Raw genomic sequence first — 26,631 nt, forward strand, 5'->3', positions numbered from 1 at the left:
ATGGCGTAGCACTCGCCGTGGCATTTCTGAACGACGCCGGGATTGCGACTGGCGAAGCGCTCGCTGGTTCAGGCATCAACGAAGAAGATTTGGTCGAGCCGCGACGGATTATTGCTCCCGAGCAGGAGCAGATCGTGTTCGCAAACGTCCTGCGCCTGTCCGCCACGCCAGCGCCTGGGCTCGCGATGGGATTTCGAGCACGCATCTCTGCTTACGGCGTCCTAGGCTATGCGATGCTTTCCGCTGCGACCTTTGAGGACGCTTGGCAGATCGGCTTAGCGTATCCAGTTTTACTTGGCACCTACTTTTCCCTGCGGATGCAGAAAGATCAGAACCTTGCCTGCATTACAGCTACAGGATACAAAGAAGCGGAGTCCCTTCGGGCATTCAATACCGAACTTTGCCTCGGTTCATTAAAGGTGATGTTCTCTGACTTGCTGGGCCGATCCTTGCCACTCAAGTGTGTCCAAGTTGATTATCCAGGTAGCCCGGAAATGCAAGATGCGTACACTGAGGGCTTCGGGTGCCCAGTCGAATTCAACGCGGAACGCTGTGCGATTTTCTTCGAATCATCATGGCTGGCGCAGCGCTTACCACTCGCTGAAATCTTAACTCACACGGAAATGCTTGCGCAGTGTCACAGGCAAAATAGTGAACTCGCCTCAAGCAGAGTTTGGCTAGAGCATGTACGTGCCTTGCTTGCGTCATGCCTCCGGCAGCCACCTGGGCAGGAAGAGTTAGCCCGCCAATTGAACTGCTCTTCTCGCAGCCTCCGCAGGCATTTGGCACAGCATAAAACAAGCTACCAGCAACTTCTTGATGAGCTTCGCTTCGACCGTGCCAAGCAGATGCTTCTTCAATCGAATCTTCCAATCTACCGAATTGCGGAAGAGGTTGGTTTCAGGGAATCAGCAAACCTTCGTCAAGCCTTCATGCGTTGGACTGGTCAATCACCGAGTAGCTTTCGGGGGCAGTAGCGGAACTGCCTTTGAGAGGCACAATCTGGCGACGGCCGTCGGCGCGCGACCGCGCGAAAGAGAGCCTGTACGACCAGATTTCTCGAGATCCACCCCGGGATTGGTGGAGGCTCCATTCTGGTAAGAAGCCCTTACGGTGAAGATGCTGGTTGAACAGAGTACCCGAGGTCGGTCAGTCTTTTGAGCAGTCGCTTAACGGTCCCTTGCATGTCGTGTCGATTGAAGTACTCAGAGCCCAGGTCCGTGTATTCCACACCGTTGCGAAGCATGTGCCACGCGGCGGTGAGCATGGATGCAGCGACCGCAACGATGGCCTTTTTGGCACCGCGCCGAGCCTTGATCCGCAAGAACTGGGCGTGCAGATAGGTGTTTTTCGTGCGCACTGCTGCCCATGCAGCCGTCACCAGCGCAGTCTTTAACCATGTACCGCTCTTGCGTACACGAGTGCTGCGGCGTTTGCCTGCGCTTTCGTCATTGCGTGGGCACAATCCGGCCCAGGATATCAAGTGGGCGGAATCGGGGAAACGCGTCATGTCGACGCCGATCTCGGCCACCAGGACCCGAGCCGTCAGATCACCGACCCCAGGAATGGTCCTGAGCAGTTGGACGTGCTGCCGGATCGGCGTCAACGCCAGCCCTACTGCGGCATCCAGGTCGGCCAGCGCGTGCTCAAGTGCGTCGATGACTTGCAGATGAAGTCCGAGCATCGCGCGGTGATGGGCTGTGATCCGACCGCTCAGCGCTTCACGCAGTTCACAGGTCTTTCTGCGGGCGTGGCCCTGAGCCAGCGAGGCCAGCCGTACCGGATCGTCCTCGCCCGAGATGATGGCCGTGAGTATGGCCCGCCCGCTGCCGCCAAGCACGTCGGAGAGTACGCTGCCGAGCTTGAGGTTGGCGTCCTCGAGTACCTTCTGAATGCGCAGACAATGCTGGGCGATCTCGCGGGTCAGTTGCTTGCGCGTACGTGTCAGATCGCGCAACTCCTGAATCGCCGCGGGTGGCACGAAGCTGGAGCGGATCAACCCGTGTGCGAGCAGGTCGGCGATCCACATCGCATCATTGACATCCGTTTTGCGACCAGGCACGTTCCGGATGTGTGCGGCATTGCCCAGCACCAGTTCGAAGGAATCCTCGAGTACGTGCCAGACGGGTTTCCAGTACACGCCAGTGGCCTCCATCGCTACGTGAGTGCAGCGATGGCTTGTCAACCAGTCAGATAGCGTCAGCAACCCGTTCGTGGTGCTGGGAAAGCTTTGGACTTCGTGGTGCTCGGGCGCAGACACGCAACGTACGCAGGCCACGATAGTGTCCTTGTGCACGTCCAGGCCGGCGCAGCGTGGATAAAGTACCTGCATGTTGCCCTCCTCCGCGATGGCGAATGGCAGCGGCGGCAGCCCTCGTTATCGGATTCTGGTAAGCGTGATCCAGTAGGGCGACAGACTGCCCCAGGTCACAATTTGGGGTGCTCGCAGGGCTGCGGGTCCAACTCTCAAACGGGCTCAGTGCACCAGACAATGGGCCGACCTCGGCCACCGCTACCTCGCAATACTAGTCCGGTGCGCTGTCCGCTTCATCCTTCGGGGTCGCACAGGTCCGATGAATCACTCTCAAGAGTTGGAGCCTCCACCAATCCCGGGGCGGTTCAGGACAGGCTACGACATGGGTGTAACAGGGCCAAAACAGTTGAGGTTGGTTTGGGGCACTTGTGCTTCGGTGTCTTGTTACAATCGGAAGGCTCAATTGAGGCGGCGTACGCCGTCGGAGAATTCTTACATCATCCGCAATGAGACACGCAACACCATCGGATCGAGCTATGCCGATGTCGCCTTTGCTACTAGCAACACTTGAACGGAGAGCCGGATGCGCTGAGAGGTGCAAGTCCGGTTCGGGAAACCGAGGCAGGGAGATAGCTCGGCTACGCTCTGTCTCTTACTCCACTATCGACGTGCCATTCGTGATCGACGGGTTTGCCCGGCGAGTCGTTGGCTGGCGTGTTAGCACGGCGATCATCTGGATGCACTTGAACAGCCACTGTACGCGCGCCGGACGGGCAACGAAAGGACGCCACATCCATTACTCCAACAGGGGCTCGCAATCCGTCAGCATTCGCTAGAGCGAACGCTTGGCCAAAGCAGGCGGTGAGCCGTCGGTTGGCAGTCGAGGCAACAGCAACTGCAACGCTGCGGCCGAAACGATAAACGGCCTAAAGCAGAACTGATTCATCGTCGTACGCCGTTTGGAAACGCGCGAATCGTTCGAACTGGCGACGCTGGAAGGGGGGGAAACTGGAGGCCACCTAAACTCACTTTCGCTTCTTGTTTGCTCGCCACAGCAACTCCGCAAAAAGCAAACCCGTTCGGAATTCGAGTGTTTCGTCGTGAAATCCAGCCGCGAAGGAATATCCATCGGGTTCGGGCCATGTGCGCACAATCTCTGGAGTGACCTCTGGATGAAATTGCACTCCGACCGCGCAGCCGATCTGAAACGCCTGTACGGTGCCCTGAGAAGTTGCGAGCAATTCTGCATGCTCAGGTAGGTTAATCGCGTCGCTATGCCAATTGAACCACGGCCCGCACCAGACCTCCGAGGATGCCACTTCATTCACTATCCAGCCGTACCGACAATGATCCATGCGCCCAACACTGCCGCCCGCTGCCTGGGCAATCGCCTGCGCGCCAAAACAGATTCCGATTACGGGCCGACTGGCCGCCATCAATCTCCGCAAAAAATTGATCTCCCGCGGAATCCACGCGGACGCGAGATCATTGGTAGATAGCGAAGAGCCAAGTACGACATACAAATCATATGCGTCAGGCGCAATCGTCCCATCCAATTCATTCGCGTCGACAGTGTGGATCTGGGAGTGACAGACGTGCTTCAGGAACGTGCCCAAAGCCCCTACCGGACAACTGCTCTCGTGTTGGATAACAAGTACTTTCACATTCTGACTCGCGGAATGTCTATAAGAATCGACTGCGCTGCACCGCTACTGGCTTGTCGAAACGCCGCACAGACAGCTTCCGCGGGGCAGATGTCGTTACCGGCACTGAAGGACGGGCCGGTTTTGAAGGGGTCAGGCTGCGCCGATCAATGCTTAACCATCACATGACGAATCACTGTGTAGTCCTCCAGACCATACATTGACATGTCTTTACCGTAACCGGAGAGCTTCTCACCGCCATGGGGCATTTCACTGACGAATGTGAAGTGGGTATTCACCCAAGTGCAACCGTACTGCAGGCGAGCCGCCAGGCGATGGGCGCGACCCACATCACGCGTCCACACGGAGGAAGCTAGACCGTAGTCGGAGTCGTTGGCCCAACCCAAGACCTGAGCCTCGTCCTCGAACTCGGTGACCGAGACCACCGGACCGAAGATCTCTTGGCGCACCACCTCGTCGTTTTGGCGGGCACCGGCCAACACGGTGGGCTCGTAGAAGAAGCCTGGGCGGTCGACGCGATTGCCACCGGTTACCACGTCGATATGTTGCAGCTGCCGAGCGCGTTCAACGAAGCCAGTGACGCGCTCCAGGTGTTGCTTGGTGATCAGCGGGCCGAGCTCGGTATTCGGATCATCCTGCTCACCGTACCGGATGCTGCCCACGGCCTCGCCCAGCTTCTGCACGAACCTTGCGTAAATCCCCTTCTGCGCGTAAATACGGCAAGCGGCCGTGCACTCCTGGCCGGCGTTGTAGAAGCCGTAAGTGCGAATGCCTTCTACGGCGGATTCGATGTCGGCATCATCGAAGACGATCACCGGAGCTTTGCCGCCCAGTTCCATGTGCGTGCGCTTCACGCCGCCAGCGGTGCTGGCGATGATGCGGCTGCCGGTGGCTACCGAACCGGTGAGGGAAACCATACGCACCTTCGGGTGGGTGATCAGCGGCTCTCCGACGTTTGGACCACCACCGAAGATGATGTTGACCACGCCTGCCGGGAAAATGTCGGCGATCAGCTCGGCAAGGCGGAGGGCGGTCAAAGGCGTCTGCTCGGAGGGCTTGAGCACCACGGTGTTGCCGGTGGCAAGAGCCGCGCCAAGCTTCCACGCCGTCATCATCAACGGATAATTCCAGGGCACGATGGAGGCAACCACGCCCACTGGATCGCGCCGGATCATCGACGTGTGGCCGGGCAGATATTCGCCGGCAGCGGAACCTTGCAGGCAGCGGCCAGCGCCGGCGAAGAAGCGAATCGAATCAGCGATAGCCGGCAGCTCGTCGTTCAGCGCGGCGGTGTAGGGCTTGCCGCAGTTGCTTGACTCGAGGCGGGCCAACTCTTGTGCATTGGCATCAATGGCGCCAGCCAGTTTCAGCAGCAACATCGAACGGTCCTTTGGCGCGGTCTGCGACCACGCATCGAATGCAGCGTCAGCAGCTTGTACGGCAGCGTCGACTTGAGTTGGGGTCGCCTCAGCGATTTCCACCAGAGTGGTGCCCAGAGAGGGGTTCAGGACCGTAAGCCGCTCGCCTTCGCCTGCAACCAGTTTGCCATTGATCAACAGATTAGTTTTCACGATGCAATCTAGGAGAATGAGGGATAACGAGTCCTAGAGTACACATATTATCTTGATTTGAGATGCAACTTAAGGTTGATGCCATCGCGTCGAGGTTGGTGTATACGGTTTCGAACAATCCGAACGTTTCGCTATCACGTACCGTGAGGTAAAAAGGGCTTCACCGCCTATCTCGGGGCGGATCGCACACGCGGGAGCAAGTACGATGCGATAGCACTCATTCAGTTGGCAAAATAAGAACCCGTCAATCATCACCACGATTGCTTGCGCTCGTGGACTTCCCTCAAGGAACAGATCAAGAGTCAATTGCGTAGTCGCGATAGGCAGCGAATTTCGATGTCTTACCGATGCCGGGATTGAAGCAATTGCAGGGATCGAGCTGCTTATAGAACGCGGCGAGTTGCGGCTTGGCCTCGTACAGATGTCCCACATTGTGCTCGGCCGGATACTCTGCGCCGCGCATATCGAGCAATTCGAGCATCTCGTGCTCAAGCGCCATGCAGTCGTTGCCCTTTGCGACGATGTAGTCTTGATGAAACACATGGCACAGGAAGTGCCCGTAATACAGCTTCATCACGACCGGCCGTTCGACCGTTTGCGGCAGCCGCTCGAACCAGTCGCGGTCGTTGCGTCGCAGGGCAATATCGAGTGCGACGATATCCTCAACCTCTTGATGATGGACCGCGCGATACCGCACGGCCGCGCTCGCCGCCGCGAAGCGATGCAGGAACGCCTTGCGGCCCTCTTCATCGGTGCATTCGAAATATCCTCCCCCCGATTTCGCGAAGCGCTTCGACAAATACGCGCGCGCTTCCTCGATGCCCGCGGCAGGCACCTTCAGCATCAGATGATGCTCATACTGTTCGCGATACGCGTTCAGCCGCTCGGGCAGATGTTCCGGCAGGCGCTCGCTGACCCACTGGAGCACCCGGTCGGTCATATGCTTCGGCATGAAGCGGATGCGCTCGAACCATGTATCGAAGTGCGTCTTTATATTGAAGAACAGAGGTAGCCGGTCCGTGCCGAATTTGTCGATTATCACGAACAGGTCCTTCCCGTACTTGCGCGCGACATCGAATGCGTCGCGATGAAGATACTCTCCAGCAATTGGTAGGTGCGCGAAATTCGCGAGCGCGTGGCGTCGAATGTCGGTCAACACGCTCGTGTCGTTCGTTCCGATGTAGAACACCTTTGCGCCCCGCTCCGCCTCGAACGTGTCGAGGCGCACTGCGAACGTCATCACCTTCCCTGCCGAGCCGGACGCCTCGAACAGCCTTCGCGGATCGGCGTTGAAGCGCGCAGGCGTGGGCGCATCGACATCGCGGACATGGGTCGCATATTCGTGATCGGATGCGGCCGCCCCGTTGTGAATGTCGGCATCCTCGAACGTACCATTTTCGACGCGCGACAGAATCTCCTCTGGCCTGCCGCCGAGCTCGATTCCCAGGTGGTTCACGAGGCGAAGCGTGCCCGACTCATCAACCGCCGCGTACACCGCCATCTCGGTGTAAGCCGGACCACGATGCACGAGCGAGCCACCCGAATTGTTGCTGATGCCGCCGAGTACCGATGCGCCGATGCACGACGAGCCGATAACCGAATGCGGCTCGCGCCCGAGCGGCTTCAGCGTGCGTTCGAGCTCATCGAGCGTCGTGCCGCCGATACAAACCACCTGACGACCACCGTCAATCAGATGAACGCGCCGGATGCGCTTCGTGCTGACAATGACGACGTCGCGGTCGTAGTCGTCGCCATCTGGCGTCGAACCGCCGGTTAGTCCTGTATTCGACGCCTGCGTGATGACGATCGCGCGCGCGGCGACACATGCGGCCAGCACCTGCCATTGTTCGACGAGCGTGCCGGGACGCACGACCGCCAGCACGCGGCCCGTGCCGAAACGATAGCCGGTGCGATACTGGCGTGTTTGCGCATCGCTTGTGAGCACGTTGCGCGCGTCAACGATATCCGCGAGCGATGCAATCAACGATTTGCGTACGTCGCCGATCGGGATCTGGAAATGCGTGGTATCAGACATGAAGGTCCTCGATCAAAGCTCCGAACGGAACTGCGACAGGATGTTGCCCACTACCAGGTCTGCCATTGCGCGTCGGGCCTCGTCAGTCGCACTTCCAATATGTGGAGCCAGAACCACATTCATCATCTGCAGCAGCTCGTTAGGCACATGAGGCTCATTGGAGAACACGTCTAGGCCGGCGCCAGCGATTGCACCGGTCCGGAGTGCATCGATCAACGCATCTTCGTCGACGCATGAGCCTCGGGCCACGTTAATGAGGTATCCGCTAGACCCCAGTGCCTCAAGGGCGACATGGTCGATTAGATGAAGCGACTCTGGACCGCCAGCGACAGCGACGATCAGGACGTCAGAGGCAGCGGCAAGATCAACCGGGTTGGAGAAATAGCGATAGGAGCAGTGCTCAACGGGGCGGCGATTGTGGTAGCCAATGTTCATCCCAAATGCACTCAGGCGAGTCGCTATCGCAGCGCCAATCTTGCCCAGCCCGACAATACCGGCGCTTCGGTGCCGCAAGCCCTTTCCTAGCGGCAGCGAATCCCCAGTAAGCCATTTCTCCGAGCGAACATAACGGTCGGCGACGCAAAGATCGCGGGCGCAGGCCAAAACAAGTGCGACGGCGAGATCTGCCACGGAATCGGTTAACACATCCGGCGTTGTCGTGACTCGAATGCCGCGCCGTGACGCCTCGGTCAAGTCAATCTTGTCGACTCCAACTCCGTTGACGGCGACAATCTCCAACAACGGCAACGCGTCCATAACCGCACGCTCGAGGCCAGCGCCCCCCGACGTCACGACTCCCCGTATCGTTGGCGCAACTTCCTCAAGCAACGCAGCAGGATCAGCCGCGTTGTAAAGTCGGAAAACGTCAAACGCTTCTTCAAGCTGTGCCTCAAATTCTGGCATCAGCGGTGCAACACTCAGTATCTTGATCTTCATTTGATTAACCAGGCTGACGTGGCATTGTGCGATTGGCCAAGCAATTGCCACCTCGTGAAAACGCGCACTTGATCAAAAACGCCTAGTGATTGTGGCGGGGCAACTTATCAGCAAGCTGCCTGAATGCAACAGCGTCCTCAATCACGGCACCATCGGAGAGACTCCCAACAGTACGGCGATAGATGCGCTGCCACGGAGTCTGATCCTGCGGAATCGGGAGATCCGATCGCTCGCGCGCAGCCCATTCCTCGTCAGGGACTTTTGCATCGCAGCGCTTCCGGCCGATGTCGACTCGAACGATGTCGCCCGTTCGAAGTTTCGAAAGCCCACCCCCGACCGCACTTTCCGGCGATGCATGCAGGATCGAGGGACTATCGGATGTTCCCGATTGGCGACCATCACCGAGAGTCGGCAAGCTTCTGATTCCGCGCTTCAGGAGGGCATCCGATGGCTGCATATTTACAACTTCGGCCGAGCCGGGCCAACCAACCGGTCCAGCTCCACGCATTACCAGAATGCACTGCTCGTCGATATTCAGCGCGGCATCGTTGATACGAGCGTGATAATCCTCCGATCCGTCAAACACAATCGCCCGCGCCTCGAAAGCGTTCGGGTCATCGGGATTCGACAGATATCGCTGCCGGAAATCCTCTGAGATCACGCTGGTCTTCATAATCGCAACATCGAACAGATTCCCGGAAAGCACGACCAGTCCGGCGTTGCGTAAGAGTGGTTCGCCGAACGCGGCGATGACCTCTCTGTCTCGGCTCTTGCGACCAACGAGATTCTCGCCGATTGTCCGACCAGTAACAGTCAGGCTGTTCGGATCGAGCAGACTGGCTTCGAGCAGCTCGGACATGATGGCGGGAACTCCGCCCGCCCGATGGAACCTCTCTCCTAAGTACTTGCCGGCCGGTTGGACGTTTGCGAGCAACGGAATCGGGTGACCATGCTCGTTCCAGTCCGAGCTCGTCAACTCAACTCCGGCGTGTCGAGCCATCGCAACCAGGTGTGGGTGTGCATTCGTAGACCCACCGATCGCTGCGTTCACTGCGATAGCGTTAAGAAATGCGGACCGGGTAAGAATCTTCGAAGGACGAAGGTCCTCGTACGCCATCTCGACAATGCGCTGCCCCGTTCGAAACGCCATCTGAGGACGTTCGCGATATGGAGCGGGAATTGCCGCACATCCGGTCAAGGACATACCCAGTGCCTCAGCCATCGCATTCATCGTCGAGGCTGTACCCATTGTGTTGCAGTGACCCAGTGATGGAGCAGAGTCCAACGCTGTCGTCATGAACTCCTCTTCCGTAATCTCGCCCGCAGCAAGCTTGCGGCGACTTTGCCAGATGACCGTTCCTGAACCAACGAGCTTTCCCTCGTGCCAACCATCCAGCATCGGACCGCCGGAAAGTATGATGGCGGGGATATCAACGGTTGCTGCAGCCATCAGTGCAGCCGGCGTAGTCTTGTCGCACCCAGTGGTAAGCACGACGGCGTCGATCGGATAACCGAAGAGAACCTCCACCAAACTCAGATAGCTGAGGTTGCGATCGAGCGCCGCAGTCGGCCGTTTGCAGTTTTCAAATATCGGATGGGTCGGAAATTCAATCGGAATCCCGCCCGCCGCCCGAATGCCGTCGCGCACCCGTCGGACGAGATCCGAATGAACCCTGTTGCAGGGCGAGAGATCACTCCCCGTCTGCGCAATACCGATGATTGGCTTCCCCGATCTGAGTTCCTCAGGTGTAGTCCCATCATTCATGAAGCGCTCTAGGTAGATCGCGGTCATGTCAATATGGTCCGGGTTATCGAACCAATCTCTCGAACGAAACCTGCGCTCGGGACGCGATGGTGTGCTCATGCTAGTTCCTTTCTCAAGACCCGCCTGCAAACGAGGCGGATGGTGCATCCAAGAGATGTCATTCGTTTTCGAATGTCTTCTTGCCAGCGCACCGGATTGCGACAATCGTTACAGCACAACATACCAGCAGGTACGTTGCAACGAGGTATGGGCGACCAGCGTTAAGCGAAACGAGGTAAGCCGCGATCAGAGGCGTTGGGCCAGCGATCAAAACCCCATTGAGTTCGCGTGCGATAGCAAGCCCTGAGAAGCGATATCTGGTCGGGAAAAGATTGGTCAGAAATGCACCCTGCGCACCGGCCATGGCGCTAAAGCTCACACCAAACCCGATCGACATCGCCAGTGCAGCGGTCGCGAAGTCCTTCGATGACAGCATGTTGAAGAACGGAAAAGCGAACAACATCGCGAAAGCTGCGCCGAAGGAAAACACGCGTCCGTGTCCGATCTTGTCAGAAAGCGCACCCATGATTGGAGTGAAAACCACGGCAACAACGCACGATATGACCATGATCAACAAGCTATCGACGCGCGCCATTCCTAGCGAATTTGTCATGTAGCTCAGTGCGAACGCGCTCAGGATGTATGCGTTCGCGTTATGCCCCGTAATGCTGAGGCAGCCCAGCATCAGTTCGCGACGGCTTTTAACAACTAATTCACGAAGTGGCACCGCATGCTCGCTTCGTTTCGCGTCAGCCTTTGCCATGGCCGCCACATATGCGGGCGTCTCGTCGAGCTTACGCCTAATGTACAACGCAACCAAGAAAAGTACCCCGGAACCCAGGAAAGGGAGCCTCCATCCCCAGCCGAGAAGGGCCGGCTCGGGTAGTCTCGACACAGCGTAGAAGCAGAGCGTAGCCAGGGCGATGCCAGCGACGGGCGCAGCCCCTGGAAACGCGGTATAGAAGGCGCGTCGATTTGGGGGCGCATACTCGGCCACGAGCGTAATAGCTCCGGCGAGTTCAGCACCGGCCCCGAATCCTTGAATAAGGCGAAAGAGCACAAGAAGAAGCGGAGCGCCGACTCCGAGCTGCGCGAAGGTAGGCAACGCACCAAGCCCGACGGTTGCGATGCCCATTAACGCAATCGACAGGATTAGCGCTGGTCGTCGCCCGTATTTGTCGCCGACGTGCGCCAGCAGCACGCCTCCGAGCGGGCGTGCAAAGAAGCCGACAGCGAAGGTTGCGAAAGCTGCAAGTACCCCACCTACAGCGGAGAAGTTCGGAAAAAATAAGCGATTGATAACCAACCCGGCTGCGGCTCCATACAGCGCATAGTCGAACCATTCGATGACAGTTCCGACCGTAGCCGCTGTAACTGCTCTGCGAATCTCCTTTCTGGCAGTGGTGCCGATGCGTTGCTCGTTACTACCCTCTACACCTAGAGTGGTCGACCTCAGGTCGTAGTCGATCTTGTTCACTCTGTCTCCTTTGTAATAGCACTGCGTTGACACGCTCGCGGACAATTGCGAAGCACCCGCCCGTCTCCCGCGACGAGATCACTTTGCTTAAGCAAGCATCAGAATCGATGGGTTATGCCGGCCCCCACGGCGATCTGACTTCCAGAAGAGGACGGCGCGGTTTGGAATCCGTCTCCGATCGACGCAGTCGCATTGATAATGTTCGACGCACCTGCTGTTCCGAGCGTCTGGCCGTGAGCCCGCTGGAAGGCCTGGCCAGCGAAGAGTGTGGTGCGCTTCGAAAGACTGTATGCCTCAACCAAGGTAACCTGCTGGTATTGGGCAGCCGACGAGATCCCGTTAGCCTTGGCAGCTCGTGTGTAACTGTATCCCGCGGCGAGGTCGACAATGCTCGATGGCTTGAAGTGAACCGTTGCGCCGCCCGTATTGAAGACTGCCGTGTCTCGGTAGCTCGAGCCGATTCCAGGGATGTATTGGACGTTTGAGTAAGAAAGCGAGACGTCAAGGTTCCTTGAGAACGAATAGCCCCCAACAACGGCGAAGCGTTGTTGAGCGGCAGCCGTCCGATACCCGTTCGTAACCGCAGACACGCCGACTTGACCGCCGGCGCTGGTCGTCGACTCCGCCCCCCAATCACCGCCACCAGGGGTCGAGTTGTTGATCCGCTGGAATCCAACTGCGGCGCCGAATGGGCCATTCATGTACTGCACGGCCGCACTCCAGGTCGAGCCTCGGTTGACGCTGCCCGGTACACCGCCGAGAGAGTATGATCCTCCGACAGTGAACCCCGCGATTCTTGGTGACGTATAAACGAGGGAGTTGTTGGCCCGATAGACGGTATCGAGGGAATCGAGATCCCCCGGATGAGCGCCGAAGAACCCGGTCAACCAATTGACCGGACTGTAGGGCGCGAGCAATTGGAAATACGAAGTGTACTGCCGCCCCACCGTGATCGTTCCGAACTGCTCGTTGGTTAATCCGACGAACGATTGTCTCGTGAACATGCCTCCACTGAACTGGGATGTCCCATTGTTGAGATTAAAGCCGGCTTCAAGCGTAAAGATGACCTTTGTGCCCCCTCCTAAGTCCTCAGCCCCTTTTATCCCAAATCGATTCCCCGCATAGATCCCTGCCACCAATTTTTTATTGGAACGGCCGCCCGTGGTCGAACCGAGCGACGTCTGGCTATTCTGATAGACCAACCCATTATCGACGATGCCGTAGAGGGTAACACTCGATTGCGCGCGAGCAGGAACTGCGAAGGCCGACAGGGCAACGGCGGCTAAAGGAAGAACGCTCGAAGATCTGATGATTTTTCTATTCATATGCGTAGGATAACGAAATTGATGTCAAAAGCTGCCGTATCACGGCAGCTTCCGCCCGACTACGAGCGATATCCCGGCTGATAGCGGTCCATCATTCGACAAGCAGCCGCCCACTCGATGTCGTCATTCGCCGTGGCGTCGGAGCTACCGTCGTACCACCTCGCTGCAGTGACCTCGGCGACTTCAGGCGACGGTTCGTTTGGCGTACGTCCCGTCGCCAACGTGTCAATCATCAACTGGCAGGCTTGCTCGAGGTAATACATGCGCTGGAATGCCTTTGCGATGCTGTGGCCAACAGTGATCAGGCCGTGATTGCGCAAGATAAGTGTGTAATTCTTGCCCAAGCTTTCGACCAGGCGCTGTTGCTCATCGAGAAGGACGTTGAACCCTTCGTACGTGTGATACGAGACGCGATTGTAAAACTGCATCCCCGCCTGGTTGAGTGCCAAGAGACCGTCCTTCAGTGACGCGACGGCCACACCGGCACGGCTGTGGGTATGAAAAACACAGCCTGCATCGGACCGCGCCCGATGGATTGCGCTGTGAATAACAAAGCCCGCGCGATTGATTCGATACGGCGTGTCGCTCAGAATATTGCCGTCCAGATCAATCTTGACAAGGTTCGATGCGGTCACTTCGTCGTAGTTCAGCCCCATTGGATTGATCAGGAAATGACCATCCGATCCCGGTACCTTTGCGGTGATGTGGTTGTAGATGAGATCAGTCCATCCGAAGTGATGCGCAAGACGGTAGGCTGCAGCGAGATTGACGCGGGTTTCCCATTCGGCTGAATCCGCGAATGCGTTCGCGACTCCCGCTCGTTCGGTCGCGCGATTGGAGTGTGTCATGTCTAGCTCCTTGTTCAATTCCCAGATTCGGTTCTCACAACGCGAACGGAATCACCGTTTGCTTTTGCTCGCCGAGCCCTTCGATGCCAAGAGTGACGACATCGCCAGCTCGCAAGAACCGCGGCGGATTCTTTGCCGAACCAACGCCCGGCGGGGTTCCAGTCGTGATGACGTCACCCGGCATGAGCGTCATGAACTGACTAACATGGCTAACGATGTCGGCAACGTTAAAAATCATCGTTCTTGTGTTGCCCGTTTGCATGCGCTCGCCGTTCACTTCGAGCCACATCGAAAGGTTCTGAGGGTCCTTGATCTCGTCGCGAGTCACAAGCCAGGGGCCGATGGGACCGAACGTGTCGCAGCCCTTGCCTTTGTCCCATTGCGAGCTTCGCTCCAGTTGATACTCCCGCTCGCTTACGTCGTTGATCGTGCAATAACCCGCCACGTAGTTGAGCGCGTCGTCCTTCTCAACATAACGGGCACGCTTACCGATCACGACGCCGAGCTCGACTTCCCAGTCGGTCTTTTCGGAGCCGCGGGGCAGCATGACGGAATCGTTCGGCCCCTGAATGCATGTGGTCGCTTTGGAAAAGACGATCGGCTCTTTGGGAACGGGAAGATTGGTTTCCGCGGCATGGTCTGTGTAGTTGAGACCAATCGCGATGAACTTCCCGACGCCACGGAGCGGGCAGCCGATGCGGGAAGCCCCGTCGACAACAGGCAGCTTCTCAACGTCAATTTCACGCAGTTTCGCGAGTCCGTCGTCGCTCAGTTGCTCGGGGGTGATATCAGAAATGACGCCGCTCAAGTCGCGCAATGCGCCAGTAGCGTCGACAATAGCGGGTTTCTCATTTCCGGGTTGACCGTAGCGGGCAAGTTTCATGGATAGCCTCCAGTATGGTTTAGATAGTCATGCCGCCATCGACGGCGTAGTTTTGGCCGGTGACAAATGCAGATTCGTCACTGGCGAGGAAGATAAGGACGGGGGCGATCTCTTCTGCTTGTGCGAGGCGCCCCATCGGTTGGCGCGCGATGAAGTTCTTTCGTGCTTCGACGGGATCGTCGTAAGCATTGATTCGATCCTGAAGAGACGGAGTGTCCACGGTGCCCGGCGAGATCGAGTTGCAACGAATGCCTTGCTTGACGAAATCCGCGGCAACGCCCTTAGTGAGACCGATCACCGCGGCCTTCGATGCGCCATACACGAAACGGTTGGGCAGACCACGGATGCTGCTCGCAACGCTAGCCATGTTGATGATGCTTCCTCCGCCGGAAGCAAGCATCTTCGGCAACGCGGAACGAATGGTCCAAAACATTGAGCGGACGTTTAGATCGAACGCGAATGACCACTCTTCATCGGTCGCATCCAGAATCGTGCCGTTGTGAACAAATCCAGCACAGTTGAAGAGGACGTCAACTTTGGGGATTGAAGAGAAGAAATCGTTGATCGCGGAACGATCGAGGACGTTGAGCACAGCCGTCCGCACGTTCTGCACGCCTACAAACTCCTGCAGCAACTCGGACTTGACGTCGGTCGCCCATACTTGCGCGCCTTCCTTTGCCATTGCCAAAACCGTGGCTTTGCCGATTCCTGCTCCCGCTGCTGTAATTACGATTGTTTTACCTTCAAGTCGCATTTCAAATCTCCATTTTTTGAACGATGGGCTCGACTGGTGAGCGTGTCTGGCACATAAGCGTTCCTACCTTGCACCAAGGTCGATGGTTAATTGAGCCCTCGTGGGGTGGGTTCCTGGACTTTGTGAGCCGAGCTCGAGTTGTCCGAGATGATCGGAAGCGGCTCGATCCGATCCACTATGAAAAGGTAGCTGCATGCCCCGATTACGCTGAATGCTCCCGCAACAACGAGGGGAATCGTGAACGAGCCGTGTGTGAGCGACAGCATGACCCCCGTGAATGTGGTGATCAGAATCCCGGCACTATTCGAAGCGAAGTTCTGAATACCCCCGATTGACGCAACGTGTGCAGGCGTCGGAGCTACGTCTGCCGGCAGCGACCAAATGCTTGCGCCAGCAAACGCGAGACTTGCGTACGCGGTCCCGAAACAGGCGAGCATGAGATAAGTGTTGTCAGTGAATACGGACAACGTAATTACGGACGAAGTCAGCATGCCGCCTACCATGCAGGTCTTCCGCGCAGCAGTCAGGCTCCATCCGCGGCGATACAGCGCGTCGGATGCCCATCCTCCGAGCCAGCCGCCGCCGATCGACATTAGCGCGGGGATCGTGCCGAGCGTGCCCAGCGACTTCAATGAGAAACCGCGCGTTTGAACGAGGTACGTGGGAAACCAGGTAATGAAAAAGTAGATGACGAAATTCAGGCAAAAGAAACCCAGCATCATTCCCCACAGCGTTCGATACCGGAAGAGAGAAAGCCAAGAGACCGTCTCTGCGTGACTGACTTTCGAGCGCACTGCGGCCGACGTTTGAACGTTGTTGGTCGCGATAGTGTCGCCCTCTCGATAGATAAGGAACCACCCCACGACCCAGACCAGTCCGACCACGCCAGTAATCACGAACGACGCGCGCCACCCCCAAAGCCCCACAATCGCAGCCACCACGGGAATAGAAAGCGCCGAGCCAACTCGCGATCCGCTATCGAAGATGCTCGTTGCGAAGGCACGCTCTTTCGTAGAAAACCACTGACTGACGATCTTCGCGCACGACGGGTAGGCTCCGGCCTCACCGGCGCCGAGCAAAATGCGGCAACCAAAAATGCCCGCCACGCTCGATGCCGCGGCGGTTACAGCAGTGAAGATCGACCACCACCCGACCGCAAGCGGAAGCGCGATTCGGGCTCCGACTCGGTCGACGAACCAACCGAACGGCATTTGCATCAGTGCGTAAGTCCAGAAAAACCCGCTCAGCAGCAAGCCCATTTCACTGGCCCCAATTCCGAGTTCCTTCTGTATCACTGGGGCGGCGACGGCCAGATTAGCTCGGTCGATATAATTGATGGTGATTGCCAAGAAGCAGAGGAAGATTACGAACCAGCGATTCTTTCGCATGGTGTCTCCTAGATATCCCGCATACCCGTAAGCAGCGGCTTTTGGTGGTGTTCGCGCGGATGGACAGCGATACCAAGCAGAAAAAGTGAAACAGACGGTAAGTCCGGTGTGATCGACCTACCAGGCCCGCCTGACCTTTCATTCAAGCTACAATTGGCCGGACCACCGGACCAGATCGAATGGTAACCAGCGCATAAGCCGGTTGGCGAGGCTTTTTTGCCGCTTTCGCATCGGGGTTTTCCCGAGTTTGGCCGGGTGGCCGGACCACATTACACTACGAACATGCCTTTCCAGACCATCGAGCCGCAGCGGCTCTACAGACAAATTGCTTCGCAGATCGCCGGATTGATTGATGCCGGTGAATTCAGCGTGGGAGAACGCTTGCCAGCGGAACGCGACCTCTCTGCGCGATTGGGAGTGAGCCGCTCGACTGTGCGAGAAGCGCTGATCGCTCTCGAAATTGAAGGAGTCGTCGAGGTAAGAAGCGGTTCAGGGGTATATGTACTGCGGCGCGAACCTCACATCGACCTTCGCAGCGGCCCTCACTTGAGTGCTCAGCCCGCCTCGCTTGGCCCTTTCGATGTCATTCGTGCAAGGGCGTACCTGGAGACGGAGATTGCAGTACAGGCGGTGAGAAATGCGACTGAGGAGCAGATCGCTCGCGTCCGCGAATGCTTGGAGAAGCTCAGGTATTGCGTGGTCGGTGAACCGGAATTGATTCCCGCCGACCGTAGCTTCCACATGCGCATTGCCGAAGCTTCAGGTAACGGCGCTTACGTATTGCTGCTGGAAACTCTCTGGGAACATCGAACTGCGCCTCTGTACTACCAACTGGAGAACCACTTCCTCAGCAGTAAAGTATGGAAGCAATCGATGATGGAACATGAAGAGATTTTCGCTGCGTTAGTAGCCCGTGATGAGAAAAGAATTGCGAAGGCAATGCAAGCACACATGCATAATGCCGAAGAAAGATTGAATTCGAAGTTCGAGTAGCAGCGCATACCACGGCCTGTGTCAATCGTTGCCTGTGCTGCTTGATTTGAAGTGTCCAAACTCTCGAGGTCAACAGCAATTTGATGGCTTTTGGCGGCTGAACGCCTTGGCGTTAAGCCGCATCCTTAATGGGAATCTTTTGATTCCCGTCACAATTATATCGGTCTACTAATGAAGATGACATTCCGGTGGTACGGTGAACAGGATCCTGTTTCACTCCAATACATTCGTCAGATTCCAGGCATGACCGGCATCGTGTCCGCAATCTATGATGTCCCCGTTGGGGAGGTGTGGCCGATCGACAAGATTCGCGCCTTGAAGGAGCGAATCGAAGCGCATGGCTTGACGCTTGAGGTGATCGAGAGTGTTCCCGTCCACGAGGATATCAAGCGCGGAACTGATACCCGAGACCGATATATCGAAAATTACTGTCAAACCCTGCGTAATCTCGCTACGTGCGGGATCAAGGTGGTTTGCTACAACTTCATGCCGGTGTTTGACTGGACTCGATCGACGCTAGCAAAAGAGCTGCCCGACGGCTCGACGACGCTCGCCTTCGACGTGGACGTTATCAGTGCAGCCGAGGGTGACGAATCGCTTACCCTGCCCGGCTGGAATGTCAGCTACAAGCCCGACGAATTGAGGTCCCTTCTCCAGGAGTATCAGAAAGTAGATGAGGAAACCCTGTGGGGCAGGCTCGAATACTTCCTCAACCGCGTCATTCCGGTCGCGAGCGAGGTGGGCATCAAGATGGCCCTTCACCCAGACGATCCGCCGCGATCGGTGTTTGGGCTCCCTCGGATCGTCAAGAATCGGGACGATATCGAGCGTGCGCTTTCGATCGTGGATGATCCGGCCAATGGCCTCACACTCTGCTCCGGTTCACTCGGGGCTGATTTGAAGAACAACGTCGCCTCGCTTGTGCGCGAGTTTGCAGGGCGTGGTCGCGTTCACTTTGCACATTTGCGAAATGTCAAAGTCAATGAAAAGGGTGACTTCCATGAGGCTGCACACCGATCCGCGGACGGGTCCTTGGATATGGCCGAGATTGTCCGTGCGTACTATGAATCCGGCTTCCAAGGCTATTTCCGGCCCGATCACGGGCGCATGATCTGGGGCGAGAAGGGGAAGCCGGGATATGGCCTCTACGACCGTGCTCTTGGAGCCGTGTATATCAACGGACTGTGGGAAGGCATTGTAAAGGAAGCTCAGTCGCGATGAATCGTGGCTAGCTAGCTGGAAACGAGTGAACAGCGTGGGCCAGACCGACGGCACGGGCTTTTCACCATCGGTACGTTGCTCATTAATCCCCGGATCGAGTCATCCTTGATCCGGGGAGCACCTTTTTCTTTCCTCCTAGTGCGATAAGGAGGGAAAGGTCGATTGATCGCCGCAGCGAATCAGGAAACAGCATGAAGCAAGACTTGATCTTAAAGCCACCTTTGATCGAAGACGGCGCCGGAGCGATAATTTTCGATTGTGATAACACACTCGCCGAGACGGCACCGATTCATTTCACCTGCCTGAAAATTGTACTTCGACGGTACGGCCACGAGCTGCACGAAGGATGGTACGCCCAGCGCGTCGGGCTGTCCGGGAAAAATTTGATGGAAGAATTGTGGTTGCGCGATGGAAGCGCTCCCGAATGGTGTGAGATTTCAGGGCTCTTGCCCGCCTTATATCTCGAGAGAGTCAGATACGTCCGACAAATCAGCGCGGCTACTTCGATCGTATATCGAAACGCTGGCCTCCGTAAAATGGCAGTTGCGTCGGGCGGCCCGCGGGTGCTTGTCGAGGCCACGCTAGATGCGATCAAACTTCGCCACGCGTTTGATACCGTCGTTACGTTCGACGACGTAACCGTGGGAAAACCTTCTCCCGACATTTTTTTGGAGGCTGCAAAGCGACTAGGTGTCGAACCCTCCGCGTGTCTTGTTATCGAAGACAGTGTCGAAGGTCTCGAGGCCGGACGCAGGGCGGGCATGCGTGTTGTTGATATCGCGACGCTGAGGTGATCTTTTCGGCATCTGGGTGGTTGCTGGCCATCATCCGACGATGGGATTGTTATCCTAACAAAGTGGCGCTGGATGATCCACGATCCACATCGATTCTTTGAATTTGCCTTGACGATGACTTCGGTGCTGAACGGAAGGCGCGGCTGCCTGCCCCATACGCGATTCATGTTCGACGCGTTACCCGGCATCGACAACGACCTGAAGAGCGGTCTGAACGACTATGCAATCGCGCAACGTCCTGCCGAGATGGGATATTACGGTGTGAAATTTGCCGTCGACGCTATTCGCGGGAAGCCCATTCCGCCGGCAAAGGCAACTGGGGTTGTCGTGATGAACAAGTCGAACATCGACGATCCAAATATTAGGTAATTCATTTACTCGAACTGACCTCGTGCAGAGTAGTTTGCCAGCGTGCGCGAACAGTCCATGTAGGATTTGGTTCTGAGACTCGTCGCGCACGGGATCCACGCGGACGGCCATCGGCCGTATCGGCGCCGTTGCGCCGGCCCCAAGACTGCTGCTTGGCCCAACTTCATACTCCGGCGCGGCGACGCATTGGTGCCACCGGGCCCGCGGGGGAGCAAAACAATATTCTGGCAAGCGTCTTGAAGCAATTTTGTTCCCGGTCGGCAGCCCATCTGGCACACCAATGGGCGGGAACAAAATGATGCAACCCAACGACGACGGACCAGATTCCGAACTTTCCCTGGGCCGGAAGGTTGGACTTGCCTACACCAGCCAAGAATAGGCCTCGCCTACAGGCGGATAAGCTCGTCGAGATTTCTACCAAGGGGGACGCGGTCGAGTATCATTTTTGTCGTGGCTCGAATGTTGGGGCCTCTTCATGAAGCTTACGACCCGCTTCAATTTCCTGTCGATCGCGATAGTTCTCGCCTCAACCGTGCTGGCGCTGGGCGTGGGCACGGTCATCCTCAACGACCTCTTGTACCGGTTCGAGGAGTATGTCCTGCGGACCGAAGTGACCAATGCCCGCGAGGTCATGCGGCGAGCCCTCATTGGGGTCGGCGTTCAGCCGGCGTCCGCCGCGGCAGCGGATTTACAGGCCCAGCTTCGGCAAAAGGAAGGCCTGCAGAGCGCCGAACTGTTCATCGTGGCGTTGCCCGACGACAGTATCGTCTACCATCCGACGCGCCGCGCTGGAACCCGACTCGCGACTGATTTTGTCGAGCGAATGTCTCGCAAGGGGACGGGCGTCATCGAATACTACGCCAGTGGAGACGTACCCCACTTTGCTGCTTTCACCACGCTCGAGCCGCCCAACTGGTTGATCGCGATTTCCGTAGACAAGAATGAGATGTTGGCAAGCCGCGGCGTCTTTCTGCGGGCCATCGGCGGGACTGCCTTTTTACTTCTCTCCATCAACGCCGTGGTCCTCAATTTCTTCGGACGGCGCCTGATGCGGCGCATGCGTGCGACGCTGGATTGCGTCAATCGAATCGAGCGCGGTGAATTGTCAGCCCGAATCCCGGCCATCACGGCGCAGGACGAGTTCGGCAAGCTCCAGGAAGGCATCAATGCGATGAGCGCCCGGATCGAGGAGCGCACCCTTGCGCTGCGCGAGCAGGAGGCGCGCGTCAGACAGCTCGTGGAATCAAACATCATTGGAGTCCTATTCTGGGACGCCGACGGCCGGATCACCGAGGCAAATGACGCTTTCCTGACCATCGTCGGACGTAGCCGCGAAGAGCTGCGATCCGGCACGCTCCGCTGGACCGATTTGACGCCGCCCGAATACCACGCCGCCGATACGCGGGCCATGGAGGAACTCACCCATGAATCGCGCTTCACGCCATTTGAGAAGGCTTACCTGCGCAAAGACGGCAGTCGCGTTCCGGTATTGATCGGCGGTGCGCATTTCGAGGGATCGCAGCACCGCGGGGTGGCATTCGTGCTCGATCTGACCGAGCGCAAACAGATGGAAACCGAACGGGGGGCGCGGCGTGCAGCCGAAGCCGCGAACCGGGCCAAGAGCGACTTTCTTGCCCACATGAGCCACGAACTGCGCACACCGTTGAACGCCATTCTCGGTTATTCGCAAATCCTGCGCCAGGACAAGGCGCTCGACCCGCGCCAGATCGACGGACTGTCGATCATCCAGCGCAGCGGCGAGCATCTGCTGTCGCTGATCAACGATATCCTGGATATGGCAAAGATCGAGGCCGGAAAGGTCGAGCTGAACCTTTCCGACATCCCGCCCGAGCGGTTTCTGCGCTTCATCGCCGAGACGATTCGGGTCAAGGCATCGGAAAAGGGCCTATCCTTCGTCTACGATGTTGCGCCCGATCTGCCCACCGGCGTGCGCCTCGACGAAAAGCGGCTACGCCAGGTGCTGCTCAATCTGCTTTCCAATGCCGTCAAGTTTACAGAGCGAGGAAGCGTCCGTCTGCGGGTCGGTTTCACCCCCCCTGGGCAGCTGAACTTCGCAGTGGAGGACACGGGAATCGGCATCGACGAAGCGCACCTGGAAGCAATCTTCCGACCGTTCGAGCAAGTCGACGAGGCACGGCGCTGGTTTGGAGGCACGGGCCTGGGTCTGGCCATCAGTCGGCAGCTCGTGCGATTGATGGGCGGAGAGATTCATGTGGAGAGCCACCCTGGCCGCGGCAGCACCTTCTCGTTCGCACTGGATGTGCCGATTGTGGAGCCGCAAGCGGCCCCGGTCCCTCCTGAATGGGCCGTCAACGGCTACGAGGGGCCGCGCAAGGCCGTACTGGTCGCGGACGATGTTGCAGAGAACCGCGCGGTGGCAGTTGAGATGCTCGGCCGGCTCGGCTTCGAAATGATCGAAGCAGGCAACGGCGTCGAAGCGTTGGAAAAGGCCGAAGCACTGCGACCGGCGCTGATCCTCATGGATGTCGTGATGCCCGAGATGGACGGACTGGAAGCCACGCGACGCCTGCGCGAACTACCTGAGTTCAGCGGTCTGCCCATCATTGCAATTTCTGCGAGCGCGTCCGGAACGGATGCGGAGAAATGCCGGGCGGCCGGCGCGAGTGCCTTTCTGGCGAAACCGATCGATTTCAACGGTCTCCTTGCGGAGGTCGCTATGCTCCTGAAGGTGCAATGGACTTACGAGCTTCCGAAGCCACAAGTTACCGAGTCGCTCGAGACGGCTGAACATTCGGCGGGCGTTCCCGGCGGTCCATTGATCACACCGCCACCAGAGGAGATAGAAGCGCTGTACCAGTTGGCCAGGCTCGGCAACATGCGCGCCATCGTCCAGCACGCCGCCCACCTGATCCAACTCGACGAGCGCTTTCGCCCCTTCGCCGACCAGCTTTGCCTGCTCGCCAAGGGTTACCGCTCCAAAGCCATCCTCAGCCTCGTGGAGCATTATCTGGAAAAGAGGCAATCGTCGTGACAAAGCAAGCGGCATCCGAGTCCTGCATGCAAACCATCCTCATAGTGGATGACACGCCGGCCAATTTGGGCATCCTGGTGGAAAGCCTGGAGGCCCGCGGCTTTCGTATCGTCGTTGCCGAGGACGGCGAAGAAGCGCTGCAACGAGCGGAGTTCGTGCGGCCCGACCTTATCCTGCTCGACGTCATGATGCCCGGCCTCAGCGGCTTCGAGACCTGCCAGCTGTTGAAGGCGCGCGACGGTATCCGCGATGTACCCGTCTTGTTCATGACATCGCTGACTGACACCGAGGACAAGGTCAATGGCTTCGCGGCGGGCGGCGTCGACTATGTCACCAAGCCTATCGAGATCGAGGAAGTGATCGCACGCGTGAACACGCACTTGAGCCTGCATGCGATGCGAAAACAGCTAGAGGCGCAAAACGCGCAACTTCAGCAGGAGATCATGGAGCGCAGGCAGGCCGAGGAGGCGCTTCAGGCAAGCCGCGATGTGATCCGGCGGCAGCGCGACGAACTACAAACGATGTACGACAAGGTGCTGGCTGAGCAGAAAATCTCCGATCGGCTCTTGCTCACGCTGCTGCCTTCGCCGATCGCCGAACGCCTCAAGGCGCGCGCCGACCTCGTCACCGGCAGCCTACCGGAAATCATCGCCGACAGTTTTCCGCAATCCACGGTGCTGTTTGCCGACATCGTGCAATTCACCCGGTTTTCCGCGGGCATGCGCCCCGAAAAGCTGGTAGCCGTGCTGAACGAAATCTTCACCGACTTCGATACTATCGCTGACGACTACGGTCTCGAGAAGATCAAGACCATCGGCGACGCCTATATGGCCGCTGCCGGGCTACCCGTGCCAACCGCCGATCACGCTGTGCGTGCCGCGCACATGGCGCTGGAAATGATGGACGCAGTGGCGCGGTTCGACTCGCGCACTGGCCACACGCTGAAACTGCGCATCGGCCTGAACAGCGGCGCAGTCGTGGCAGGGGTGATCGGCAAGCAGAAGTTTATCTATGACTTGTGGGGGGACGCCGTCAACATCGCGAGCCGTATGGAATCATGCGGTGTGGCCGGGCGCGTGCAGGTGACGGAGACGACCCGCAGACTGCTTGGCGACGCATTCACGTTCGAAGATCGCGGCACCATCCAGGCCAAGGGCGCGGGTAAGTTCCACACCTGGTTCCTGATTGGCAGAGCCGGCAACTCGCCTGGATCGAATGCACCAAGAGGCCCCGTGGTACCAGGACACAGAGAGGAGGCAGCGTAAACCTCATGCGGGCACGCATTTCACACGCTGTGGCGGCCCGGTGGCGATGTCGAGCGACAAGCCGTCAATGCGGCTTTGGCCTCTATTATCACAAGTCGATACGCCAATACCACACACACGCGGAGACCCTCGGCCGCCCCTTGCGCGCACCGTCTGGTCGCTGTTGAGATCTTGTCGATACGCTTCGCTGCGATAGCCGGCACGGAGCCGTAACGGTCGAAGAATCGTACTGTAAGTGCAACCTAGACAAGGAGACGGGCATGCTCATTTTGAGGAGCGGATGTGCCATATCGACGGGCGTGTTACGTGCGGCACGACGTGGCAGGTGCGCGCTCACAGTGTTGCTGAGCACACTATTTCTTGTGTTTGCAGGTATCCACCCGGCTCGCTCAGACAAGATGCACCCCGTTATTGTGCTACTCGCTGGATTCGTTGATCCGTTTTACGTCACGATGTACCGCGGTGCCGAAAAGGCCGCCGCCGAAGAGGGAGTGCAATTGTTATTCCAGGCACCGAAGAGTTGGAGCACGACCGAACAGCTACCGATTCTTAAGGAGCTTGTCGCCAAGCGACCGGATGCGATCCTCATTTCACCAGTGGATGCACAACAACTCATTGAACCGCTAGCGGAGGCTCAGAAGGCGGGCATCAAGGTCATTACTGTCGACACGTATATCGGCACTGGTATCTACCAGACGGGCCATGGCAACGCCGACTTTCCGCTGTCTTACATCGCGTCGGACAACACCGAAGGCGGACGCATTGCTGCTCGTGTGCTTGCAAACGTGATCGGCAAACGTGGATCCGTCTATTGCGAAAGCGTGAAGCCCGGCATTTCGAGTACGGACGCACGGGTTGAGGGTTTCAAGGAAGAGTTGAAGAAGTATCCCAACATCAAGGTTCTGCCGACGCTTTACAACGAGGACGATCCGAACAAAGCGTTCGCGGACGTCTCAGGGGTCATGGCGAGTACGCCTGACCTCGCCGGCGTATTCGCTGCAAATACGGTTTCCGGCAAAGGCGCTTCGCGAGGCATTCATATGGCGGGTAAAAGTGGCAAGGTTAAGCTGATCGTTTTCGACGCGCTGCCCGGCATCGACAAAGACCTAAAAAGCGGTCTGGTCGACGACGCAATCGCGCAACGCCCTGCTGACATGGGGTATTACGGCGTCAAATTTGCCGTTACCGCTATTCGCGGCAAGCCCGTTCCGCCGGCAAAGGCGACCGGGTTTGTCGTGATGGACAAATCGAACATCGACGATCCAAATGTTAGGCGATTCATCTACGCGAACTGAATTCATGCTGAAAGACGAATCGCGGTGACAATACCCGTTGCCAGTACCTTCGCACCGATCCCGGCGAGGCATATTCGGCGTACGGAGGTCCGACCTTCGGTGGTATCTTGGGCTGTTCACGATGTCCGAGGCCCTTCGATTGGCGCGCCAATCCCGATGTGGACGCGCCACTGCAACCGTGCTCGGCAACGTAGGGGATCGCGTTAAGCACTTGCAGATTCGACAGACTCACATTGCCTCGCTGGCATGGCAGGCAACGTTCGATCTGTTTGAATTGGGCTTCGGAGATTTCCATCTCCGAAGCATCACTTCAAACCAGTAGTGTGAACAGGCCCCAGTTCACGCTGCCTCTCGTCGGGCAGGTGCATGCGGCAGGACACGTTCCGGAACGTCGGGCTGACCGAGCTGTTCGTCGCGCTGCTGTTCAGCGCGACCGTGCACGATCCGCAGCGCGAAGGGCTCGCGCAGGACCACGCGGGCGGCATCCAGCGCGTGTCGATGCGCGGCTCGCTGCGCTTCGTCGCGGCACACCGCAACACGTTCTCGTGCCATTACCTCGGCTTCTCGTGCTATGCGATGACGCTGTACTGCCTACTGAGCTGGACGTCCGCGTTCTATATCCGCCATTTCGGCATGACGGCCGTCAAAGCCGGCTATACGCTCGGCAACGCGCCGATCGCGCCCCACTCGCCGGCAAGCTGACGATTCGCGTGCGTCCGGCGGGTTCGTCCCGCCGGACGCA

The 26,631-nt window shown here is 57.9% G+C and carries 20 protein-coding genes and 3 pseudogenes; 10 read left to right on the forward strand and 13 right to left on the reverse strand.

The window, feature by feature from the left end; all coding sequences use genetic code 11:
- Positions 1 to 17 precede the first annotated feature (17 nt).
- The gene (locus tag ACV229_RS16215) at positions 18 to 977 is read left to right on the forward strand and encodes an AraC family transcriptional regulator (protein ID WP_448084117.1); all 960 of its coding nucleotides are present in this window, start codon (positions 18 to 20) and stop codon (positions 975 to 977) included.
- Between the two features lie 131 nt (positions 978 to 1,108).
- On the opposite strand, the gene ACV229_RS16220 is transcribed toward ACV229_RS16215, so the two are convergent.
- Positions 1,109 to 2,332, reverse strand: coding sequence for an IS110 family transposase (locus ACV229_RS16220; protein ID WP_448084118.1), 1,224 nt, complete (start codon positions 2,330 to 2,332; stop codon positions 1,109 to 1,111).
- Positions 2,333 to 2,922: 590 nt separating this feature from the next.
- Between ACV229_RS16220 and ACV229_RS16225 the strand changes: the two are divergent.
- A pseudogene (locus ACV229_RS16225) lies at positions 2,923 to 3,252 on the forward strand (IS3 family transposase); the annotation flags it as partial.
- A gap of 27 nt (positions 3,253 to 3,279) precedes the next feature.
- Here ACV229_RS16225 and ACV229_RS16230 read toward each other — a convergent pair.
- From ACV229_RS16230 to ACV229_RS16280, 11 genes are all read right to left on the reverse strand, one after another.
- Positions 3,280 to 3,918 carry a type 1 glutamine amidotransferase gene (locus ACV229_RS16230; protein WP_448084119.1) on the reverse strand — a complete coding sequence of 213 codons (639 nt, stop codon included), beginning with the start codon at positions 3,916 to 3,918 and terminating at the stop codon, positions 3,280 to 3,282.
- Positions 3,919 to 4,064: 146 nt separating this feature from the next.
- The gene (locus ACV229_RS16235; RefSeq protein ID WP_448084185.1) at positions 4,065 to 5,477 is read right to left on the reverse strand and encodes a gamma-aminobutyraldehyde dehydrogenase; all 1,413 of its coding nucleotides are present in this window, start codon (positions 5,475 to 5,477) and stop codon (positions 4,065 to 4,067) included.
- Positions 5,478 to 5,784: 307 nt separating this feature from the next.
- On the reverse strand, positions 5,785 to 7,524 hold the full coding sequence (dld, locus tag ACV229_RS16240) for a D-lactate dehydrogenase (RefSeq protein ID WP_448084120.1): 1,740 nt from the start codon (positions 7,522 to 7,524) through the stop codon (positions 5,785 to 5,787).
- A gap of 12 nt (positions 7,525 to 7,536) precedes the next feature.
- Positions 7,537 to 8,460 (reverse strand): 2-hydroxyacid dehydrogenase, encoded by a 924-nt coding sequence (locus ACV229_RS16245; RefSeq protein WP_448084121.1) that lies wholly within the window; start codon positions 8,458 to 8,460, stop codon positions 7,537 to 7,539.
- Positions 8,461 to 8,542: 82 nt separating this feature from the next.
- A complete protein-coding gene (locus ACV229_RS16250) occupies positions 8,543 to 10,324 on the reverse strand; it encodes an IlvD/Edd family dehydratase (protein WP_448084122.1) in 1,782 nt (593 codons plus the stop codon).
- A gap of 58 nt (positions 10,325 to 10,382) precedes the next feature.
- A complete protein-coding gene (locus ACV229_RS16255; protein ID WP_448084123.1) occupies positions 10,383 to 11,741 on the reverse strand; it encodes an MFS transporter in 1,359 nt (452 codons plus the stop codon).
- A 98-nt stretch (positions 11,742 to 11,839) separates the two neighbouring features.
- The gene (locus ACV229_RS16260; protein WP_448084186.1) at positions 11,840 to 13,051 is read right to left on the reverse strand and encodes a porin; all 1,212 of its coding nucleotides are present in this window, start codon (positions 13,049 to 13,051) and stop codon (positions 11,840 to 11,842) included.
- 74 nt (positions 13,052 to 13,125) lie between these two features.
- Entirely contained in the window at positions 13,126 to 13,914 is a 789-nt protein-coding gene (locus ACV229_RS16265) for a class II aldolase/adducin family protein (protein ID WP_448084124.1), read from the reverse strand.
- A 34-nt stretch (positions 13,915 to 13,948) separates the two neighbouring features.
- Positions 13,949 to 14,797, reverse strand: coding sequence for a fumarylacetoacetate hydrolase family protein (locus tag ACV229_RS16270; RefSeq protein ID WP_448084125.1), 849 nt, complete (start codon positions 14,795 to 14,797; stop codon positions 13,949 to 13,951).
- Positions 14,798 to 14,816: 19 nt separating this feature from the next.
- On the reverse strand, positions 14,817 to 15,551 hold the full coding sequence (locus ACV229_RS16275; RefSeq protein ID WP_448084126.1) for an SDR family oxidoreductase: 735 nt from the start codon (positions 15,549 to 15,551) through the stop codon (positions 14,817 to 14,819).
- An 86-nt stretch (positions 15,552 to 15,637) separates the two neighbouring features.
- Positions 15,638 to 16,939, reverse strand: coding sequence for an MFS transporter (locus ACV229_RS16280; protein WP_448084127.1), 1,302 nt, complete (start codon positions 16,937 to 16,939; stop codon positions 15,638 to 15,640).
- A gap of 282 nt (positions 16,940 to 17,221) precedes the next feature.
- Here ACV229_RS16280 and ACV229_RS16285 point away from each other — a divergent pair, with 282 nt between their 5' ends.
- The 7 genes from ACV229_RS16285 to ACV229_RS16315 all read left to right on the forward strand — a co-directional run bounded on the left by ACV229_RS16285 (position 17,222) and on the right by ACV229_RS16315 (position 25,889).
- Entirely contained in the window at positions 17,222 to 17,932 is a 711-nt protein-coding gene (locus ACV229_RS16285; protein WP_448084128.1) for a FadR/GntR family transcriptional regulator, read from the forward strand.
- Between the two features lie 171 nt (positions 17,933 to 18,103).
- Positions 18,104 to 19,153 (forward strand): mannonate dehydratase, encoded by a 1,050-nt coding sequence (gene uxuA, locus ACV229_RS16290; RefSeq protein ID WP_448084129.1) that lies wholly within the window; start codon positions 18,104 to 18,106, stop codon positions 19,151 to 19,153.
- Positions 19,154 to 19,344: 191 nt separating this feature from the next.
- On the forward strand, positions 19,345 to 19,947 hold the full coding sequence (locus ACV229_RS16295; RefSeq protein ID WP_448084130.1) for an HAD family hydrolase: 603 nt from the start codon (positions 19,345 to 19,347) through the stop codon (positions 19,945 to 19,947).
- Between the two features lie 72 nt (positions 19,948 to 20,019).
- The gene (locus ACV229_RS16300; protein ID WP_448084131.1) at positions 20,020 to 20,316 is read left to right on the forward strand and encodes a hypothetical protein; all 297 of its coding nucleotides are present in this window, start codon (positions 20,020 to 20,022) and stop codon (positions 20,314 to 20,316) included.
- A gap of 475 nt (positions 20,317 to 20,791) precedes the next feature.
- On the forward strand, positions 20,792 to 23,329 hold the full coding sequence (locus ACV229_RS16305; protein ID WP_448084132.1) for an ATP-binding protein: 2,538 nt from the start codon (positions 20,792 to 20,794) through the stop codon (positions 23,327 to 23,329).
- 26 nt (positions 23,330 to 23,355) lie between these two features.
- A complete protein-coding gene (locus ACV229_RS16310) occupies positions 23,356 to 24,594 on the forward strand; it encodes an adenylate/guanylate cyclase domain-containing protein (RefSeq protein ID WP_448084133.1) in 1,239 nt (412 codons plus the stop codon).
- A 260-nt stretch (positions 24,595 to 24,854) separates the two neighbouring features.
- Positions 24,855 to 25,889 carry an ABC transporter substrate-binding protein gene (locus ACV229_RS16315; protein WP_448084134.1) on the forward strand — a complete coding sequence of 345 codons (1,035 nt, stop codon included), beginning with the start codon at positions 24,855 to 24,857 and terminating at the stop codon, positions 25,887 to 25,889.
- Between the two features lie 172 nt (positions 25,890 to 26,061).
- Here the strand turns inward: ACV229_RS16315 and ACV229_RS16320 are convergent.
- A pseudogene (locus ACV229_RS16320) lies at positions 26,062 to 26,184 on the reverse strand (transposase); the annotation flags it as partial.
- Between the two features lie 43 nt (positions 26,185 to 26,227).
- Here ACV229_RS16320 and ACV229_RS16325 point away from each other — a divergent pair.
- Positions 26,228 to 26,555 (forward strand): annotated as a pseudogene (locus ACV229_RS16325) (spinster family MFS transporter); the annotation flags it as partial.
- Positions 26,556 to 26,631: the final 76 nt, after the last annotated feature.

It is taken from the genome of Burkholderia sp. MR1-5-21, assembly GCF_053427715.1.

What these genes read in the sequence shown, in the direction of transcription:
- ACV229_RS16285 (WP_448084128.1), top strand. Translation starts at nt 17,222, where the DNA reads ATGCCTTTCCAGACCATCGAGCCGCAGCGGCTCTACAGACAAATTGCT.
- ACV229_RS16300 (WP_448084131.1), top strand. Translation starts at nt 20,020, where the DNA reads ATGATCCACGATCCACATCGATTCTTTGAATTTGCCTTGACGATGACT.
- ACV229_RS16250 (WP_448084122.1), bottom strand. Translation starts at nt 10,324, where the DNA reads ATGAGCACACCATCGCGTCCCGAGCGCAGGTTTCGTTCGAGAGATTGG.
- ACV229_RS16310 (WP_448084133.1), top strand. Translation starts at nt 23,356, where the DNA reads ATGCAAACCATCCTCATAGTGGATGACACGCCGGCCAATTTGGGCATC.
- ACV229_RS16220 (WP_448084118.1), bottom strand. Translation starts at nt 2,332, where the DNA reads ATGCAGGTACTTTATCCACGCTGCGCCGGCCTGGACGTGCACAAGGAC.
- ACV229_RS16245 (WP_448084121.1), bottom strand. Translation starts at nt 8,460, where the DNA reads ATGAAGATCAAGATACTGAGTGTTGCACCGCTGATGCCAGAATTTGAG.
- ACV229_RS16280 (WP_448084127.1), bottom strand. Translation starts at nt 16,939, where the DNA reads ATGCGAAAGAATCGCTGGTTCGTAATCTTCCTCTGCTTCTTGGCAATC.
- ACV229_RS16305 (WP_448084132.1), top strand. Translation starts at nt 20,792, where the DNA reads ATGAAGCTTACGACCCGCTTCAATTTCCTGTCGATCGCGATAGTTCTC.
- dld (WP_448084120.1), bottom strand. Translation starts at nt 7,524, where the DNA reads ATGTCTGATACCACGCATTTCCAGATCCCGATCGGCGACGTACGCAAA.
- ACV229_RS16275 (WP_448084126.1), bottom strand. Translation starts at nt 15,551, where the DNA reads ATGCGACTTGAAGGTAAAACAATCGTAATTACAGCAGCGGGAGCAGGA.
- uxuA (WP_448084129.1), top strand. Translation starts at nt 18,104, where the DNA reads ATGAAGATGACATTCCGGTGGTACGGTGAACAGGATCCTGTTTCACTC.
- ACV229_RS16315 (WP_448084134.1), top strand. Translation starts at nt 24,855, where the DNA reads ATGCTCATTTTGAGGAGCGGATGTGCCATATCGACGGGCGTGTTACGT.
- ACV229_RS16295 (WP_448084130.1), top strand. Translation starts at nt 19,345, where the DNA reads ATGAAGCAAGACTTGATCTTAAAGCCACCTTTGATCGAAGACGGCGCC.
- ACV229_RS16270 (WP_448084125.1), bottom strand. Translation starts at nt 14,797, where the DNA reads ATGAAACTTGCCCGCTACGGTCAACCCGGAAATGAGAAACCCGCTATT.
- ACV229_RS16265 (WP_448084124.1), bottom strand. Translation starts at nt 13,914, where the DNA reads ATGACACACTCCAATCGCGCGACCGAACGAGCGGGAGTCGCGAACGCA.